The 16,335-nt window shown below is 57.5% G+C and carries 15 protein-coding genes; 5 read left to right on the top strand and 10 right to left on the bottom strand.

From position 1 onward, the window contains the following. Positions 1-64: 64 nt before the first annotated feature. Together KUF54_RS11900 and KUF54_RS11895 are read right to left on the bottom strand one after the other, a co-directional pair. Positions 65-1,267, bottom strand: a complete 1,203-nt coding sequence (locus KUF54_RS11900; protein ID WP_219346384.1) for a threonine ammonia-lyase — start codon at positions 1,265-1,267, stop codon at positions 65-67. A gap of 196 nt (positions 1,268-1,463) precedes the next feature. Continuing rightward, positions 1,464-2,036 (bottom strand): cob(I)yrinic acid a,c-diamide adenosyltransferase, encoded by a 573-nt coding sequence (locus KUF54_RS11895; protein ID WP_219343031.1) that lies wholly within the window; start codon positions 2,034-2,036, stop codon positions 1,464-1,466. Positions 2,037-2,161: 125 nt separating this feature from the next. Here KUF54_RS11895 and KUF54_RS11890 point away from each other — a divergent pair, with 125 nt between their 5' ends. Then, complete coding sequence (locus KUF54_RS11890) at positions 2,162-3,589, top strand: FAD-binding oxidoreductase (RefSeq protein ID WP_219343030.1); 1,428 nt, start codon at positions 2,162-2,164, stop codon at positions 3,587-3,589. Between the two features lie 86 nt (positions 3,590-3,675). Here KUF54_RS11890 and KUF54_RS11885 read toward each other — a convergent pair whose 3' ends face one another. Next, positions 3,676-4,503 (bottom strand): penicillin-binding protein activator LpoB, encoded by an 828-nt coding sequence (locus tag KUF54_RS11885; protein ID WP_219343029.1) that lies wholly within the window; start codon positions 4,501-4,503, stop codon positions 3,676-3,678. A 47-nt stretch (positions 4,504-4,550) separates the two neighbouring features. Further along, on the bottom strand, positions 4,551-5,153 hold the full coding sequence (locus KUF54_RS11880) for a tetratricopeptide repeat protein (protein WP_219343028.1): 603 nt from the start codon (positions 5,151-5,153) through the stop codon (positions 4,551-4,553). A gap of 225 nt (positions 5,154-5,378) precedes the next feature. On the opposite strand from KUF54_RS11880, the gene KUF54_RS11875 reads away from it, so the two are divergent. After that, complete coding sequence (locus tag KUF54_RS11875) at positions 5,379-6,131, top strand: class I SAM-dependent methyltransferase (protein ID WP_219343027.1); 753 nt, start codon at positions 5,379-5,381, stop codon at positions 6,129-6,131. A gap of 23 nt (positions 6,132-6,154) precedes the next feature. Here KUF54_RS11875 and KUF54_RS11870 read toward each other — a convergent pair whose 3' ends face one another. Beyond that, complete coding sequence (locus KUF54_RS11870) at positions 6,155-7,036, bottom strand: helix-turn-helix domain-containing protein (protein ID WP_219343026.1); 882 nt, start codon at positions 7,034-7,036, stop codon at positions 6,155-6,157. 77 nt (positions 7,037-7,113) lie between these two features. On the opposite strand from KUF54_RS11870, the gene KUF54_RS11865 reads away from it, so the two are divergent. The 3 genes from KUF54_RS11865 to KUF54_RS11855 all read left to right on the top strand — a co-directional run bounded on the left by KUF54_RS11865 (position 7,114) and on the right by KUF54_RS11855 (position 10,786). Beyond that, positions 7,114-8,394: an MFS transporter gene (locus KUF54_RS11865; RefSeq protein WP_219343025.1), complete on the top strand. Its 1,281-nt coding sequence runs from the start codon at positions 7,114-7,116 to the stop codon at positions 8,392-8,394. Between the two features lie 159 nt (positions 8,395-8,553). Then, the gene (locus KUF54_RS11860; RefSeq protein WP_219343024.1) at positions 8,554-9,828 is read left to right on the top strand and encodes a M20/M25/M40 family metallo-hydrolase; all 1,275 of its coding nucleotides are present in this window, start codon (positions 8,554-8,556) and stop codon (positions 9,826-9,828) included. A 181-nt stretch (positions 9,829-10,009) separates the two neighbouring features. Beyond that, positions 10,010-10,786: a class II aldolase/adducin family protein gene (locus KUF54_RS11855; RefSeq protein ID WP_219343023.1), complete on the top strand. Its 777-nt coding sequence runs from the start codon at positions 10,010-10,012 to the stop codon at positions 10,784-10,786. A 65-nt stretch (positions 10,787-10,851) separates the two neighbouring features. Here the strand turns inward: KUF54_RS11855 and KUF54_RS11850 are convergent, their stop codons facing one another. From KUF54_RS11850 to mnmG, 5 genes are all read right to left on the bottom strand, one after another. Further along, a complete protein-coding gene (locus KUF54_RS11850; RefSeq protein WP_219343022.1) occupies positions 10,852-11,781 on the bottom strand; it encodes a ParB/RepB/Spo0J family partition protein in 930 nt (309 codons plus the stop codon). 15 nt (positions 11,782-11,796) lie between these two features. Next, the gene (locus KUF54_RS11845; RefSeq protein ID WP_219343021.1) at positions 11,797-12,345 is read right to left on the bottom strand and encodes an alpha/beta hydrolase; all 549 of its coding nucleotides are present in this window, start codon (positions 12,343-12,345) and stop codon (positions 11,797-11,799) included. Between the two features lie 51 nt (positions 12,346-12,396). Then, positions 12,397-13,167, bottom strand: a complete 771-nt coding sequence (locus KUF54_RS11840; RefSeq protein ID WP_219343020.1) for a ParA family protein — start codon at positions 13,165-13,167, stop codon at positions 12,397-12,399. A gap of 351 nt (positions 13,168-13,518) precedes the next feature. After that, positions 13,519-14,178, bottom strand: coding sequence for a 16S rRNA (guanine(527)-N(7))-methyltransferase RsmG (gene rsmG / locus KUF54_RS11835; protein ID WP_219343019.1), 660 nt, complete (start codon positions 14,176-14,178; stop codon positions 13,519-13,521). Then, positions 14,175-16,139: a tRNA uridine-5-carboxymethylaminomethyl(34) synthesis enzyme MnmG gene (gene mnmG / locus KUF54_RS11830; protein WP_219343018.1), complete on the bottom strand. Its 1,965-nt coding sequence runs from the start codon at positions 16,137-16,139 to the stop codon at positions 14,175-14,177. Before mnmG ends, rsmG begins: the two co-directional genes overlap by 4 nt. Between the last annotated feature and the right edge of the window lie 196 nt (positions 16,140-16,335).

Below are 16,335 nucleotides of genomic sequence, written 5' to 3'. Positions count from 1 at the left end.
GAGGCTGAAGCAAGCCGCTAGGGGAAAGCCCGCCAGCCGCATCCGCCCACAAGCTCAAAGCGCATCAACCGATACGCTCGGCCGCCATGCCAGCCCCGCGCAGCGCTTGCAGCACCTGCTCTACATGTGGCTGGTTGCGGGTTTGCAGCACAAACTCAATTTCCACGTTCTGCGCAGCCAGCATGGTGAAGGCGCGCTGATGGTGGACTTCTTCGATATTGGCACCGGCACTGGCCACCGTGGCGGTGATTTGGGCCAGCACACCGGGAATGTCGCGAGCACTGACACGAATGCGCGCCAAGCGGCCCGAGCGCACCATGCCGCGCTCGATGATGGCGGCCAGCAGCAGTGGGTCGATATTGCCGCCCGACAGCACCAAGCCAATTTTCTTGCCCTTGAAACGATCCGGGTAGCGCAGCAAGGCCGCTAAGCCGGCAGCGCCAGCGCCTTCGACCAGCGTTTTTTCAATCTCTAGCAGCATGAGCACGGCCTGCTCAATATCGCCTTCGTCGACCAGCAGCAAATCATCCACACAGCGCTGAACCACCTCTTGCGTGATGATGCCGGGCTGGGTCACAGCAATGCCTTCGGCAATCGTCGAAGTGCCCATGGGCAGATCACTGTGGCGCACCACGTTGTACATGGAGGGAAAGCGCTGCGTCTGCACGCCCACAACTTCCATCTCGGGTTTGATGGCCTTGGCCGCCGTGGCAATGCCAGCAATCAAACCGCCGCCGCCAATGGCGACCACTAGCATGTCCAAGTCGGGCTGCTCATCGAGCATCTCTAACGCCAGCGTGCCTTGGCCTGCGGCGATGGCTTCATCGTCATAGGGGTGGACAAAGGTCAGCTGCTGCGCCTGCGCCAGCTCGTAAGCATGGGCTCTGGCCTCGGCCAGCGTGTCGCCATGCAGCACCACTTCAGCGCCAAAGCCGCGTGTGCGCTCCACCTTCACGCCCGGCGTAAAACGCGGCATGACGATGACGGCGCGCAAGCCCAGTCGCTGCGCGTGATAGGCCACGCCTTGGGCGTGATTGCCCGCGCTCATCGCCACCACGCCATGGGCGCGCTCGGCATCGGTCAGCATGAGCAGCTTGTTGAGCGCACCGCGCTCTTTGAAAGAGGCGGTGAACTGCAGGTTCTCAAACTTGAGATAGACCTGCGCGCCCGTGATCTGCGAGAGCGTGCGCGACTCTACGCAAGGGGTTTGAAGAATGGCGCCGTTTAGGCGCTGTGCGGCGGCTTGGATATCTGCATAGGTCAGCATGGTGAAGCCATTGTGCAAGCAGCGCATCACCCGCGCAGTTGCGGGGTTCACTCATTGAGCCTTTATTGGCCAATTAGCTCCTAAATTAATAGCTTCAAGTCATTTATTTTCATTGGCTTCAAGCAGAAAATGCATTGAAGCCAATGATTCGTAAAGACTAATAGCTGCTCATTAAATAGCAGCTCAGTTATTCAACTTATTCTGACTCTGCTTGGCTCTTGGCCAGTCGCTCACTCTTCCAGTACACGTCATCACCACCGTCCACACGGTTGAGCACACGCGACAAAACGAACAGCAGATCGGAGAGGCGATTCAGATACTGGCGCGGTGCGGCTCGCATGGCTTCTGCCTGCTCCAGCGCCACCACATTGCGCTCGGCGCGGCGGGCCACGGTGCGGCAGATATGGGCTTGCGATGCTGCGCGTGTGCCAGCGGGCAAGATGAACTCAAGCAAACGCGGCAGGTTGGCGTTGTAGTGGGCCAAGGCGTTATCCAGCTGCAGCAGCGCATCGTCTTTGAGCAGCTCGTAGCCGGGCATGGACAACTCTCCGCCCAAGTTAAACAACTGATGCTGCACATCAATCAGCAAGTCGCGCACATCTTGCGGCAGGCTCTCGCACAGCAGCAAGCCGATGTGCGAGTTCAGCTCGTCCACATCACCCATTGCGTGGGGGCGGCCGCTGTTTTTAGATACGCGGGTGTTATCACCCAAACCGGTAGTTCCATCATCGCCAGTACGGGTGGCGATTTGCGAGAGGCGATTGCCCATGATTCATCCTTTTCATCAATGCGGTGCAGGGACCGATTGTGCTTCAGCCTCCAATCACCTAGTACGCACTACGTACCCGAATCGCTCAAGGGCAGTGGTATTCTTTTTCCCCTCTGGAGACCCTGATGAACGCACCCGTAGCCCCCACCTTGCTGCAGCCTCAATTTGTGCAGCGCCCCATTCCCGAAGCATTTTTGCAAGCCCTGTCCACACGCTTTGGCAGCCAGTACTCTTGCGCTTTAGCCGTGCGCGAGCAGCATGGCCGCGATGAAGGATCGATTTCAGCACCGCCGCCTGCGGCCGTGGTTTTTGCCGAGTCCGCCAAGGACGTGCAAGACGCCGTCAAGCTTTGCGACCAGTACAGCGTGCCCGTGATTGCCTATGGCGCTGGCTCGTCGCTAGAAGGACATTTGCTGGCCGTGCAAGGTGGCATCACCATTGATGTGGGCCGCATGAATCAGGTGCTCTCGGTCAACACGGAAGATTTGACGATTACTGTGCAGCCCGGCATCACGCGCAAGGCGCTCAACGAGGCGATTAAGGACACCGGCTTCTTCTTTCCTATCGACCCCGGAGCAGACGCATCGATTGGCGGCATGACCTCGACGCGCGCCAGCGGTACCAACGCCGTGCGTTACGGCACCATGCGCGAGAACGTGTTGGAGCTGGAAGTGGTGACGGCCAATGGTGACATCATCCGCACCGGCAACCGCGCCAAGAAAAGCGCTGCTGGCTACGACTTAACGCGCCTGATGGTGGGCAGCGAAGGCACGCTGGGCATCTTCACCGAGATCACTCTGCGCATCTATCCACTGCCCGAAGCGGTGAGTGCCGCCATCTGTTCCTTCCCCACCATTGAAGCTGCGGTGCGCACCGTCATTCAGACCATTCAAATGGGCATTCCCATCGCCCGGGTGGAGCTGATTGATGTGAATTCTGTGCGCATGGTCAACGCGTACAGCAAGCTCAATTTGCGTGAAGAACCCATGCTGCTCATGGAGTTCCACGGCTCACCCACAGGCGTGAAAGAGCAAGCGGAAATGGTGCAGGACTTGGCCAATGAATTTGGCGGCAATGCCTTTGAATGGGCCGAGCGCCCTGAAGACCGCACCCGCCTCTTTACCGCCCGCCACAACACCTACTTTGCCGCCGTGGCCAGCGTGCCCGGCTGCCGCTGTATTACCACCGATGCCTGCGTGCCCATCAGCCGCTTGGCCGATGCGCTGCTCGACTGCGTGACCGAGGCTGATGCCAGCGGCCTCCCCTACTTTCTGGTGGGCCATGTGGGCGACGGCAACTTCCACTTCGGCTATTTAATCGATCCCAACAACGACGAGCAGCGCCAGCAGGGCGAGCAGTTGAATCACAAACAAGTTGCACGTGCCATTGCTCTGGGCGGCACCTGCACGGGCGAGCATGGCATTGGTGTCCACAAGCAAGACTTTTTGCTGCAAGAAGCGGGTGCGGGCGCTGTGCAGATGATGCGTGCCATCAAGCAGGCGCTGGACCCCAAAAACATCTTGAACCCCGGCAAGATTTTTCAGCTGCAATAAGCATAGCTAACAGTCCAATATTTACTTAGACTTTCAATGAAAAAGGGCCTGATTTCTCAGGCCCTTTTTACGTCAATCATCAAGGATTACTTGCCGACCTTCAACTGGCCGCCACGGCCCAAGCCGCCCTTAACTTCCTGCGCCTTGTAGTTGCGCAGCGAGATCACCATGCTGTTGTAGGCATCCATAAATGCAGCCACGGTAGCCTTGCCTTCAGGAGAGCGCGAGAAGCCGCTCATACCACCACCCACACCGCCGCCAAACGCACCCATGGCAGCACCGAAGTTGGTGGCTGTAGAGTTACCTTCAGAGATGGAGATCTGCACGCCAGAGCGGATGTCAAACATGCTCAGTGTCACCACCGAAGCCTTGCTTTGCATAGCGCCGCCAATCAGCGAGCCCACGTTGCCGAACAGGCCGCCCACGCCAGCAGCCAGTTGGCCGGTAGCGGAGTTATCGATGATGATGGATGGCTCCATGTAGTAGTCAGCGGCCACGCGCTGGCCCTTTTGCTGCTTGGAACCCGCACGGAATTCACCGGAGTTGCGCTGCTTGTCGGTAATGGCGGACATTCGGCTTTCAGTGCGGTTGTTGCCGACGGAAGTGATCACAAAACAGTTGGACTGCTGCACGGCCAAACGGATCAGTGGCTCAATGGTGGTGATCTTGGTCGCAGCGCCAAAGCTGGCATACCACTCCTTGCCGCGGCCATCATCCACAGCCAACGTACCCAGAGGTGCGTCGCAGCGTTCCAGCGATGAATTGGCATTCACGCTGGTAGCCCCACCCGCTGCGCCAGTGGCTGCAGTCGGCGCTGTACCGCTCGAGATGAGGCCGCCGCCAGGAGTCACGCAGCCCCCCAAAGCCAGTGCGGATGCGATGGCTGCAAGGCGCAGCGTTGTCTTCTTGGACATAGTGAAGCTTTCTAATAAAAATGAAAAACCAACCCGCTGACCTGCGATCAGCGCCAGTACCAACCCGACGATCTCCAGGTCATGTAATAAGGCCCGCTCACGTACCAGTTGTTCCAAGACTTGCGCTCGTCTTCTATGGCCTGATAGCGTGCGTGCGCATTCTGTTTTGCGGCCTGTGCCTGAGGCAACAGACGCGTTGCTTCCTTAAAGCCCTTGGCTGACGCGCGCGACAACCAAGCTTCAGCTTCTGCGGGGTCTGACCCCATCTCCTCGAATCCCAACAGGTACAAACGGCCCAAAGCAAACTGTGCATTGCCATTACCTGCATCACCGGCCTTGCGCATCCATTCAATAGCCTGATAGCTGTTGCGCTCGACGCCATCGCCGCGGAGGTAGCGCAGCCCCAAGTCATAGGCAGCGCGAGGATCGGACTCGGCCTTCTGCTCCAGCGCCAGACGGCGACGCTCGGCTTCAGGGTTGACGGGTTCACCACGGAACGTTGCTGTATTGCGAGGCAATTCAGAGCAGTTATTTCCTTCGCACAGACGCACGGTGGACGACGTCGGTGCGAGCTGATCTTGCGGCAACTGCGCAGCGCAACCTGCCAGTGCAAGAGCCGCCAAAGAAAGGCTTGGTAGAACCAGGCGCATGAATATTTCCCCCTTGATTTTTAGCCGGTGAGACTGAAAAAGTATACCGAAGCAATTTACGCAGCTTTTTACGCATTCTTGACAACACTTGCCAAGTTGACAAACCCTTAATCGTTGGGTATTTAAAGAATCAATGGAACCCAGCGATTTTTTTTATTTTTAAATAGTTGATTTACTTCTTATGTCAGATGGTTTCCATGCTTTGGGCTGGTAAATATCAGGTCTATGTCTAAACATTTGCGCTCATTGATTTGGCCTTTGCCCGCCTTGCTGACTTGGCTGCTCTCCTGGATCGTTTTTTTGGGTCTCAGCCATATCATTTTTTGGTGGCTGGCCTTGCTGTTAGCGGGGGCTGTCAGCTCACTGGCCAGTCTCTGGGGCCACAGTTGGTGGCGTAGGCTGATGATTGCAGCTGGGTTTCCGCTGTCCTTTGTGGTGCTCAGTGCCAGCCAGTTGCCCGCGTGGGGCTGGCTGCTGCCACTGGCTTTGCTGCTGCTGATCTACCCCATCAATGCTTGGCGTGATGCCCCCCTCTTTCCTACGCCTGCTCAGGCACTGCAGGGGTTGGCAAAGGTGGTGGAACTGCCTGAGCAAGCCATGGTGCTTGATGCGGGCTGCGGCATGGGGGATGGCCTGCGTGCACTGCGCAGCGAGCTGCCAGATGCGCGCCTGCACGGTCTTGAGTGGAGCTGGCCGTTGACGCTGGCCTGCGCCCTGCGTTGCCCTTGGGCCCGCGTGCGGCGCGGTGATATCTGGCTGGCGGACTGGAGCAGCTACCAGTTGGTCTATCTCTTCCAGCGGCCCGAGAGCATGGGCCGTGCAGCCGTCAAGGCAGCCATTGAGATGCAACCCGGCAGCTGGCTGGTCAGTCTGGACTTCAAACTACCGGGAATGGAGGCTACGGCCTGCCTCGAAGGCAATAGCCGCCACAAGGTGTGGATCTATGCCATGCCGCTGGATGGCGCAGAGCGCGGCTGAACATTCACATCAAGCGCAAGCAGCTATAACTTTTGCGTGTGCATACCAAAGAACTGGGCGGGCGGCATCCCCACCGTGCGGCGCACCATGGCGCTAAAGGCGCTGGGGCTGTAGTCAAGCTCGGCCGCGATACGCTGAATGGGCCAGTTGCGTGCAGCCAGACTCACGGCATGGGCCAGCACCACCTGCTGGCGCCACTGGGTAAAACTGCACTCCAGTTGCTGACGAAACAGCCGCGCCACGGTACGCGGACTGGCACCAGTATCACGTGCCCAATCCTCCAACGTTTCAAAGCGCGTGGGGTCTTCCAGAACGGCCTCGCACAACAGGCGCAGGCGCTTGTCCTGCGGCAGGCTCACACCCAGCTGCACAGCGCTGGCGCAGCGCAGTTCATCGAGCAGTAGCTCGCTCAAATGGTGCTCGCGCGCCATATCCTGAGCGGAAAAATTCAGCGCATCATCGGGCAGCGTTGGCAACTCACGCACCACAGCGCGCAGCAGGTCTGAGGCATTGAGCACGCGGCATTGTCGCCAAGCCGTCTCTTCCTCAGGTCCCACATCCGGGCCGCAGCGCCCATGGGTTTGAAAAAAATACAGGGTTCGCAGATCGGCGCTTTCCACCATGGTCACTGCATGCTCCATGCCCGGCGGCACCCACAACGCCCGCGATGGCGGAACGATGTATGTGCCCTGCGCCACCGTCAAGCGGATAGTGCCCGTCGTAGAGATGGCCAGTTGCCCCCAAGGGTGACGATGCGGCTTGACCTGAGTATCGGCTGCCAGCCAGCGGCACTTAGCACGCACCGGCCGCTCTGCTGTAGGAACATAGAGATGAGGAGTCAGTGTCTCCACATAGGCCGAGGCTTTACCCGCACGAAGCGGCTCGGGCGCTTGAGGACTGGACATGATAGTTGGCTCATTCACGATAGTTTTTGGCAGACTATCGCATACAAGACGCAAGCCTTCTGCCTAAGATGCGACATATGACTAGCCCTGCCTCTACAACATCTCAAAATCAGGCGCCTGCTACGTTGCAAAGCGATGCACGCACCATCGGTCTCATCGGTCTGGCCCATGGTTCATCACACTTTTTCCATCTGCTGCTGCCGCCGCTGTTTCCGTGGCTGATCAAGGATTTTGGCTATAGCTATTCAGAGCTCAGCGTGCTGGTCTCGCTGTTCTTCATTGTCTCTGGCACGGGGCAGGCACTGGCCGGCTTTGCGGTAGACCGCTTTGGCGCACGCCCCATTCTGTTTGCCGCTCTCGGCAGCTTTATCGTGGCGGGCCTGATCGCCAGCAGCGCTCAGGGCTACTCCATGCTGCTGGCCGCATCGTTCTTTGCGGGTCTGGGCAATGCGCCCTTCCACCCTGTGGACTTCACCATTCTGAACAAGCGCGTATCGCAGCAGCGCATAGGCCATGCCTTCTCCGTACACGGCCTGTCGGGCAATATTGGCTGGGCACTGGCACCGCTGTTCATGGCCGGCATCACCACGGCTACGGGCTCATGGCGCATGGCCTGCTTTTGCGGCGCCATCTGCGCGGCAGTAGTGCTGGTCATCATGGTCCTCAACCGCGATGCGCTGGATGACCGGGCCGAGGCCATCAAGGCCGCAGACAAGCCTGCCGCTGCGGCAGCCCCCGTATTGCAAGAGCACCCTATGGCCTTCATGAAGCTGCCTTCGGTATGGCTTTGCTTCTCTTTTTTCTTCTGGAGCACCTGCGCGCTCAGCGCCATTCAGACCTTTGCCAGTCCCGCCATGCAGTCTATGTACGGCCTGCCGCTGTCCGTCACAGCGCTGATCGTCACCGGCTACATGCTGTGCGGTGCAGCCGGCATGGTCGTCGGCGGCTTTCTGGTTGGCCGTGTGAAGCGACTGGAAAGGGTGATCTCGGTCTGCATGCTGGGCTCAGGCCTGCTGCTGTTCATCGTCGGCACCGGCTGGTTGCCCGGTATGGCGGCCGTGGTGGTCGCATCGCTGGCCGGCCTGGGTACCGGCCTTGCCGGCCCATCGCGCGACATGCTGATCAAGCGTGCAGCGCCCCCCGGAGCCACAGGCCGCGTCTATGGCACGGTGTATTCGGGTCTGGATCTGGGCTTCTGCCTGGCCGCCCCTGTGTTTGGTTACATGCTCGATCATCAGATGACAAACGCCGTGTTCTACGGCTCAGCCATTGCGCTGATGTTGTCCGTGGTGTCAGCCCTTATCGTGGGCGACGGTGTGAACAAGAAAAGCACGGCCCCTCTGGCATTCGCGTCCTGATTACCCCCTCAAAGACTCTCTAACTGAAGCCCTGCATGCGAAAGCTGCGGGGCTTTTTTACGCCCGTGGTATCTAGTGTTTCCACCAATACGGGCACTCAAAAAGCGCTCTCATCGGCTGCTAAGCTGATCCGCACTATTGAATTTTTGGAGTCTTTTCATGTCCTCATCTCCTTTGTTGCGCGCCCTGCCTCTGGCGCTTGTTCTGGCCTTTGGAGCGGCCCACGCAGCGCCTCAAGCCGAGCTGCGAGAACAGGCCAAAAAAGAGCAGCAAGCCTATCTGGATACGCTGCGCGACTTGGTGCATATCGAGTCTGGCAGCAAGGATGTGGAAGGTGTGAAAAAGATTGCCGAATACATCGCTGGCAAGCTGCGCGCACAAGGCGCCAAGGCAGAAGTGATTGAGCCCACCGATATCTACCGACTGGATGACACGCCCGAAAAAATCGGCCCCATGGTGCATGCCGAGTTCAAAGGCAAGGGCACAAGCCGCATCATGCTGATTGCGCACATGGACACCGTCTATCTGCCCGGTATGCTCAAAGACCAGCCGTTTCGCGTTGATGGCGACAAGGCTTATGGTCTGGGCATTGCCGACGACAAACAGGGCGTGGCGCTGATTTTGCATATCGCCCCGCTGCTCAAGAAATTGGGCATAGACAACTACGGCACGCTGACCGTGCTGATCAACGGCGATGAAGAAATCAGCTCGCCCGGTGCACGCAGCACCATTGTTCGCTTAGGCGCAGAGCAAGACGCTGTGTTCAGCTTTGAAGGCGGCGGCACTGACGGCAGCCTACGCCTGGCCACCAGCGGCATCGGCTCGGCCTATCTGAAGGTAATCGGCAAGTCATCGCACGCGGGAGCTAAGCCTGAAGATGGCGTGAATTCGCTCTACGAAATTTCGCACCAGATTTTGCAGATGAAAGACCTGTCCAAACCCGAGCAAGGACTCAAGCTGAACTGGACAGTCTCCAAAGCTGGCACCAACCGCAATGTCATCCCCGCAGAATCCACCGCGCAGGCCGATGCCCGTGCACTGCGCGTAGAAGACTTTGGCGCACTGGAAAAAGCCATGCGCGAGAAAATCAACAACAAGCTACTGCCCGCCAGCAAGGTAGAGCTGAAGTTTGAAGTGCGCCGCCCACCGCTGGAGGCCAATGCCGTTGCCATCAAGCTGGCCAAGCATGCTCAAGGCATTTACGACAAGGAACTACAGCTGCCCATGAAGGTGATGGACAAAGCCACAGGTGGCGGCACCGATGCAGCTTTTGCCGCACTCAAGGCCAAGGGCGGCGTGATTGAAGGCTTTGGCCTGTCAGGCTACGGCGCGCACTCCAACGATGCTGAATATGTGCAGATCAACACCATCGCACCGCGCCTGTACTTGGCAGCCCGAATGATTCAGGACCTGTCTCAAGGGCAGATCCAATGATTCATTTTTGATAGCTTTCAGTGCTTGATTTGTATTGATTTCAAGACTGAAATGACTTGAAAGCTATAAGGAGCTTGCACTGCAAGCTCCTTTTTTATATGCAGCCATCTGTCACCTAGCCAACAGACTGTGACGCAGCGAATCTCTACATTCAAAGCATCAGCAATGAAGGAGAGTCGTCGTGACATACACCCCCAGCCTGAACATACCCAGCTTGCAGTATCTGGTTAGCCCCGAGGAATGGCAGCTGCGCGTGGACCTCGCGGCCTGCTACCGGCTGGTGGCGCTGTACGGTTGGAGCGATCTGGTCTTCACCCATATCAGCGCCAGGCTGCCGGGGCCTGAGCACCACTTTCTTATCAATCCTTACGGACTGATGTTTGATGAGATCACGGCCTCATCACTCATCAAGGTAGATCTGGGCTGTAACAAGCTCATGGAATCACCCTTTCCCGTGAACCCTGCCGGCTTCGTCATTCACAGCGCCGTGCATGAAGCACGGGCCGATGCGCAATGCGTGATTCACACCCACACACGTGCTGGCGTAGCGGTGGCAGCGCAGAAGAATGGTTTGCTACCCATTAGTCAGCAAAGCACGTTTGTGCTGGGCTCGCTGGCCTATCACGGCTATGAAGGCGTGGCCTTCCGCGAAGAGGAAAAGCCAAGGCTGGTGGCAGACATGGGCGGCGCCAATTTTCTGATGCTGCGCAACCACGGCTTGCTGACCTGCGGCGCCACGATTGCCGATGCGTTTCTCTCGATGTACGTGTTTGAGTCAGCCTGCCAAATTCAAATTTCGGCACAGTCCGGCGGCGGTGAATTGACGCAGGTTCATCCCCAAATCATTGAAGGCGTAGCCCATGCAATGAAGGTGCAAACTGGTGGACTTGGCGGTCAGTTTGCATGGCCTGCACTGCTGCGCAAACTGGACAAAATCGAACCCGGCTACAACAGTTGAAACGCGGGCGCTGAATGCAAAAGAGCATCCGTGAGGATGCTCTTTTTTTATTTTTCAAGCTTCAATCAGACTTCACCGCGCAGCTTTTCAATGATGCCATTGAGCTCTTCGAGTGAGCCAAACTGAATGGCAATTTCACCCATTTCATGCAGCTTTCCTTGGCGACGCACCGTCTTCTTGATGCGCACTTCCACATCGGCCGTCAGCAGATCGGACAGCTCTTCTTCGATGCGCTTCACATCGCGAGATTTACCGTCTTTCTTGGCCTTCTGACGCGTGAGATTGAACTCAGCGCCAATCTTTTTGACCAGCGCTTCGGCCTCGCGCACCGACATCTTCTTGGCAGCGATCTGATTGCCCGCTGTGATTTGCGTGGCACGGTCTAACGTCAACAGAGCACGAGCGTGGCCCATGTCGATATCACCAGCCATCAACATGGTCTGCACGGGTTCAGCCAGGTTCAACAGGCGCAGCAAATTCGAGGCAGCGCTGCGCGAGCGGCCCACGGCCTGCGCCGTTTGCTCATGGGTCAGGCCAAACTCTTTAACCAAGCGAGCCAAGCCCTGAGCCTCTTCCAGCGGATTCAGGTCTTCGCGCTGAATATTCTCGATCAGCGCCATGGCGGCGGCGGCTTCATCGGGTACTTCGCGAACCAGAACAGGTACTTCTGCTAGACCAGCAATATGCGCGGCGCGAAAGCGCCGCTCACCGGCAATGATTTCGTACTTGCCCGAGTTCTCGCCCTTAGTGAGTTGGCGCACCAAAATCGGCTGCATGATGCCCTGCACCTTGATGCTCTCGGCCAGCTCATACAAAGCGCCTTCATCCATGCGCGTGCGCGGCTGGTATTGGCCTGCCACCATCACACTCAATGCCAACGAACTTGGCAGATTCGCAGGCGTACTGTTCGCAGCGGCTACTTCTTTTTCGCTGACCTTGGGGCCAAGTAATGCCTCCAGACCACGTCCTAGACCCTTGGGTTTCTTTGTCACCATTGCTGAAATCTTTCCTTAAAGGGTCTTGAGCAGCGCAAGGCCGTCATCCCAGAGGCCTAAGCCACTGGTGGTGTTGATATGGCCCACAGCGCCCGCATTCACAAAGCGACTACCCCAGCCCTCGGCCATGGTCTGCGCGCGTGCTAAAGAGCAATATGGGTCGTTCTCGCTAGCCACCAGTATTGATGGGAAGGGAAGCTGTTGCAGCAACACAGGCGCCCAGCTTGGCAGCGCGCCGCGCAGGCTTTCTTGCTCTGTATCAGCGGGAGCGACCAACAAAACACCGCGCACCTTGCTCTTGGCGACCTGCGAATGTGCAGCCCACCATGCCACCAGCACACAAGCTAAGCTATGCGCCACCAGCGTGACGGAGCCAGGAGCATCGAGCACCGTCTCTTGCAAGCGAATACTCCAATCACCGCGCAGCGGGTGAAGCCAGTTGTGCTGCTCCAGCCTTTGAAAGCCAAATTGCTCTTGCCACAGGCTTTGCCAGTGATCTGCATCTGAGTTTTGCCAACCAGGCAGCAGCCAGACATCCTGCGGCTTGATTGCTTCAGAAGTCATAGCTACAAGCGCTTGATTGATATGGAGTTGAGTGCTGTTTCACGTGAAACATTACTTCTTTTTGATGCGACGCACCATTTCTTCAGCAAACTCGATAAACGCCTTGCTGCCCTTGGCTGAGGCATCAAACACCACACCGGGCAAACCGTAGCTCGGTGCCTCGGCCAGACGCACATTGCGTGGAATCACGGTATCGAACACCTTGTCGCCAAAGTGCTCCTTGAGCTGGTCACTGACCTGCTGCTGCAGCGTGGTGCGCGGGTCAAACATCACGCGCAGCAAACCGATGATCTCCAGATCAGGATTCATGTTCGCGTGTACTTGTTTGATGGTGTTCACCAGATCGGTCAAACCTTCCAGTGCAAAGTATTCGCACTGCATGGGCACGATCACGCCGTGAGCGGAGCACAGACCGTTCAAAGTCAACATGGATAGCGAAGGTGGGCAATCGATCAGCACAAAGTCATAGTCGCCGCTCACGCTTTGCAGCGCGGTCTTCAAACGATCATTGCGGCGCTCCAGCGACACCAGTTCAATCTCAGCCCCCGACAACTCGCGGTTCGCACCCAGCACGTCGTAGCCAACCTGCTCGGATTGGATAGCAACTTCCTTGATGCTGGCGTTTTCCAGCAGCACGTCGTAAACCGTCAGCTCCAGAGCACGCTTGTCCACGCCCGAACCCATGGTGGCATTGCCCTGAGGATCCAAATCAATCAGCAGCACACGTTGACCAATTTTGGCCAAGCCTGCGGCGAGGTTGACCGTGGTGGTGGTCTTACCCACCCCACCCTTTTGATTGGCAACGCAGAAAATTTTGGCCATTGAACTTCTCTTTTTAATTGGCGGCCAGCTTGAGGCCCAAACCGATCAGAAACACTCTGGCTGTTTTATCCAGCCACTTAAAGCACGGCAAGGTTTGGTATGAATCGCTACGATAAAGTACCGTCATAAGAGACGCCAAACACACAAACCCTGCGCGATGCAAAACAACAAGTTTATGCGAGGGCTGTGACTAACGCACCTGCATTGCACAGATGTTGCTTGACTGAGTATGTAAAAAACTAATTTCTGGCCTGTGCTGGCCAAAGACACCGAGCAAGGGCCGGCTTGCTGCAAGGGTGTCCCCCCTCACCCCAAAGAGAGTGAGGGGGAGGCGCAAAGCGCCTCAGGGAATCACTTCAGATTCATCCAGATCACGCAGCGCTCAACATCCAAGCCGGGAACTTGTAAAGGTTCCACGTGAAACACTTGCACATCCGCAGGCAGAGCAGCCATCTCTTCTTCAGGGTGCTTGGCCTTCATGGCGAACCAGATACCGCCGTCCGCCAGCGCTTTGCGCGACCAAGTCGTAAAGTCCACCAGCGATGCAAAGGCGCGGCAACTGATGACGGGGTACTGGGCCTTGAGATTTTCCACCCGGTCATGAATACCGTGCAGATTGGGCAGGCGCAGCGATACAGCGACCTGCTGAATAAAGGCCGCCTTCTTGCCCACGGTGTCCACACAGTTCACATCAACTTTCGGGCAGCAGATAGCAAACACCACGCCGGGCAAACCACCGCCAGAGCCCACATCCAGCAAAGGCAGGCGCTTGCCCTCTTCTACCGGCAGCGTATTCACGTGGCGCAACAAAGCGGGTACAGCCGCCAGACTGTCGAGCAGGTGATGCGTCAGCATTTCCTGCGGGTCACGAACCGAGGTCAAGTTGTAGACCTTGTTCCACTTCTGCAGCAAATCCATAAAGGACATGAGCAGATCGACCTGCGCCGGAGACAGCTCCAGCTTCAATGCCTGAGTACCTTGTTCGAGTTGAGTGCGCAATACCTGACTCATGCCGATGCCTCTTCGTTCTTAGCGGCAAAGCCTTTGACGCCGCCTTTTTTCAGATGAACTATTAACAGCGAGATTGCTGCAGGTGTCATACCCGACATGCGGGAAGCCTGACCCAAGGTTTCAGGACGATGCTTTTGCAGGGTCTGGCGAACCTCAAAAGACAGGGCCGCGACCGACATATAGTCAAAGTCCGCTGGCAAACGCAGGCGCTCAAAATGCGCCGCACGCTCGACCTCATCTTTTTGACGGTCGATATAGCCGGAGTACTTGGCAACAATCTCCACCTGCTCGATCACCGCGGCACTCAACTCACCCAGCACTTCGGGTTGAACATCGGCAGATGCATACTTGCCTTCGTTCATGCTGGCCAGCTTGGTGTAATCAACACCGGGGCGGCGCAGCAGATCGAACAGGTTGTATTCACGCTCCATGGCCTTTCCCAGCACGCGCTCGGCCTCTTCGACTGACACCACACGAGGATTCACCCATGTGGATTTGAGGCGCTCTGTTTCACGTGAAACAGCTTCGCGTTTGCGGCTGAAGGACTCCCAGCGGGCATCATCCACCAAGCCCATCTTGCGGCCGACCTCCGTCAGGCGCATATCGGCATTGTCTTCACGCAGTTGCAGTCTGAACTCTGCACGGCTGGTAAACATGCGGTAAGGCTCGTTTACACCCTTGGTAATCAGGTCATCGACCAGCACGCCCAAATAGGCTTCATCGCGTCCAGGGGTCCATGGGCCTTCACCACGGCATTGCAATGCAGCGTTCAGACCAGCAAACAAGCCTTGTGCTGCGGCCTCTTCGTAGCCAGTGGTACCGTTGATCTGGCCAGCAAAGAACAAGCCTTGGATTTGCTTGGTCTCAAACGTACTCTTAAGCGAGCGCGGATCAAAGTAGTCGTACTCGATGGCATAACCGGGGCGCAGGATGTGCGCATTCTCCATGCCCTTCATGCTACGCACCAGATCGTACTGAATGTCGAATGGCAAGCTGGTCGAGATACCGTTGGGGTAGAACTCGTTGGTGGTCAGGCCTTCGGGCTCTAGGAAAATCTGGTGGCTTTCCTTATCGGCAAAGCGATTGATCTTGTCTTCCACGCTGGGGCAGTAACGCGGGCCCACGCCCTCAATCTTGCCAGTGAACATAGGGCTGCGATCAAAGCCGCTGCGAATGATCTCGTGGGTGCGCGCATTGGTGTGCGTAATCCAGCAAGGCATTTGCTTGGGATGCATGGCTCGGTTGCCCATGAAGCTGAACACGGGCACCTCGCCCTCGTTCACGCCGCCGGGCATGCCATCACCGGGCTGCTCATCACACTGGCTAAAGTCGATGGAGCGACCATCAATGCGAGGCGGCGTACCCGTTTTGAGGCGGCCTTGCGGCAGCTTTAGCTCTTTCAAGCGAGCCGACAGCGAGACGGCAGGCGGGTCACCCGCGCGGCCAGCCGCGTAGTTATTCAAGCCCACATGAATCTTGCCGTCGAGGAAAGTACCGGCCGTCAGCACCACGGTGCGGCTGCGGAACTGGATACCGACTTGCGTCACAGCGCCAACCACTCGGTCGCCCTCAACCATTAAATCGTCAACCGCTTGCTGGAACAGCCAAAGGTTAGGCTGGTTCTCCAACATTTCACGGATGGCAGCTTTGTACAAAATACGGTCGGCCTGAGCACGGGTGGCACGCACCGCAGGACCTTTGGAGCTATTCAAGATACGGAACTGAATCCCGCCCTTGTCCGTGGCCAGCGCCATAGCGCCACCCAGCGCGTCAAGCTCTTTGACCAAATGGCCTTTGCCAATACCGCCGATGCTGGGGTTACAGCTCATCTGCCCCAAGGTTTCGATATTGTGGGTCAGCAGCAAAGTTTTGCTGCCCATACGCGCAGCGGCCAGCGCAGCCTCGGTGCCGGCATGGCCGCCACCGACCACGATCACATCAAATTCCTGTGGGTACAACATATTCTTGCTCCGGGCCTCACCCGGCCCTTACCCCTGCACGAAGCAACCATGCCTCGGCTCTCATGGCAGGCAGACATGTGTTTGTCTCATGCCGTGCCCTGCGGGGAACCCGCAATTTTCCCACCATTGGCGCAACACTGCCTTAGCAGGGGTTGAGGTCTGTGTTTCACGTGAAACAAAACGCATGAGACGTGCA

It is taken from the genome of Comamonas sp. Y33R10-2 (assembly GCF_019355935.1).
Classification (GTDB): domain Bacteria; phylum Pseudomonadota; class Gammaproteobacteria; order Burkholderiales; family Burkholderiaceae_C; genus Comamonas.
This window is presented reverse-complemented; position numbering and strand designations above follow the sequence as displayed.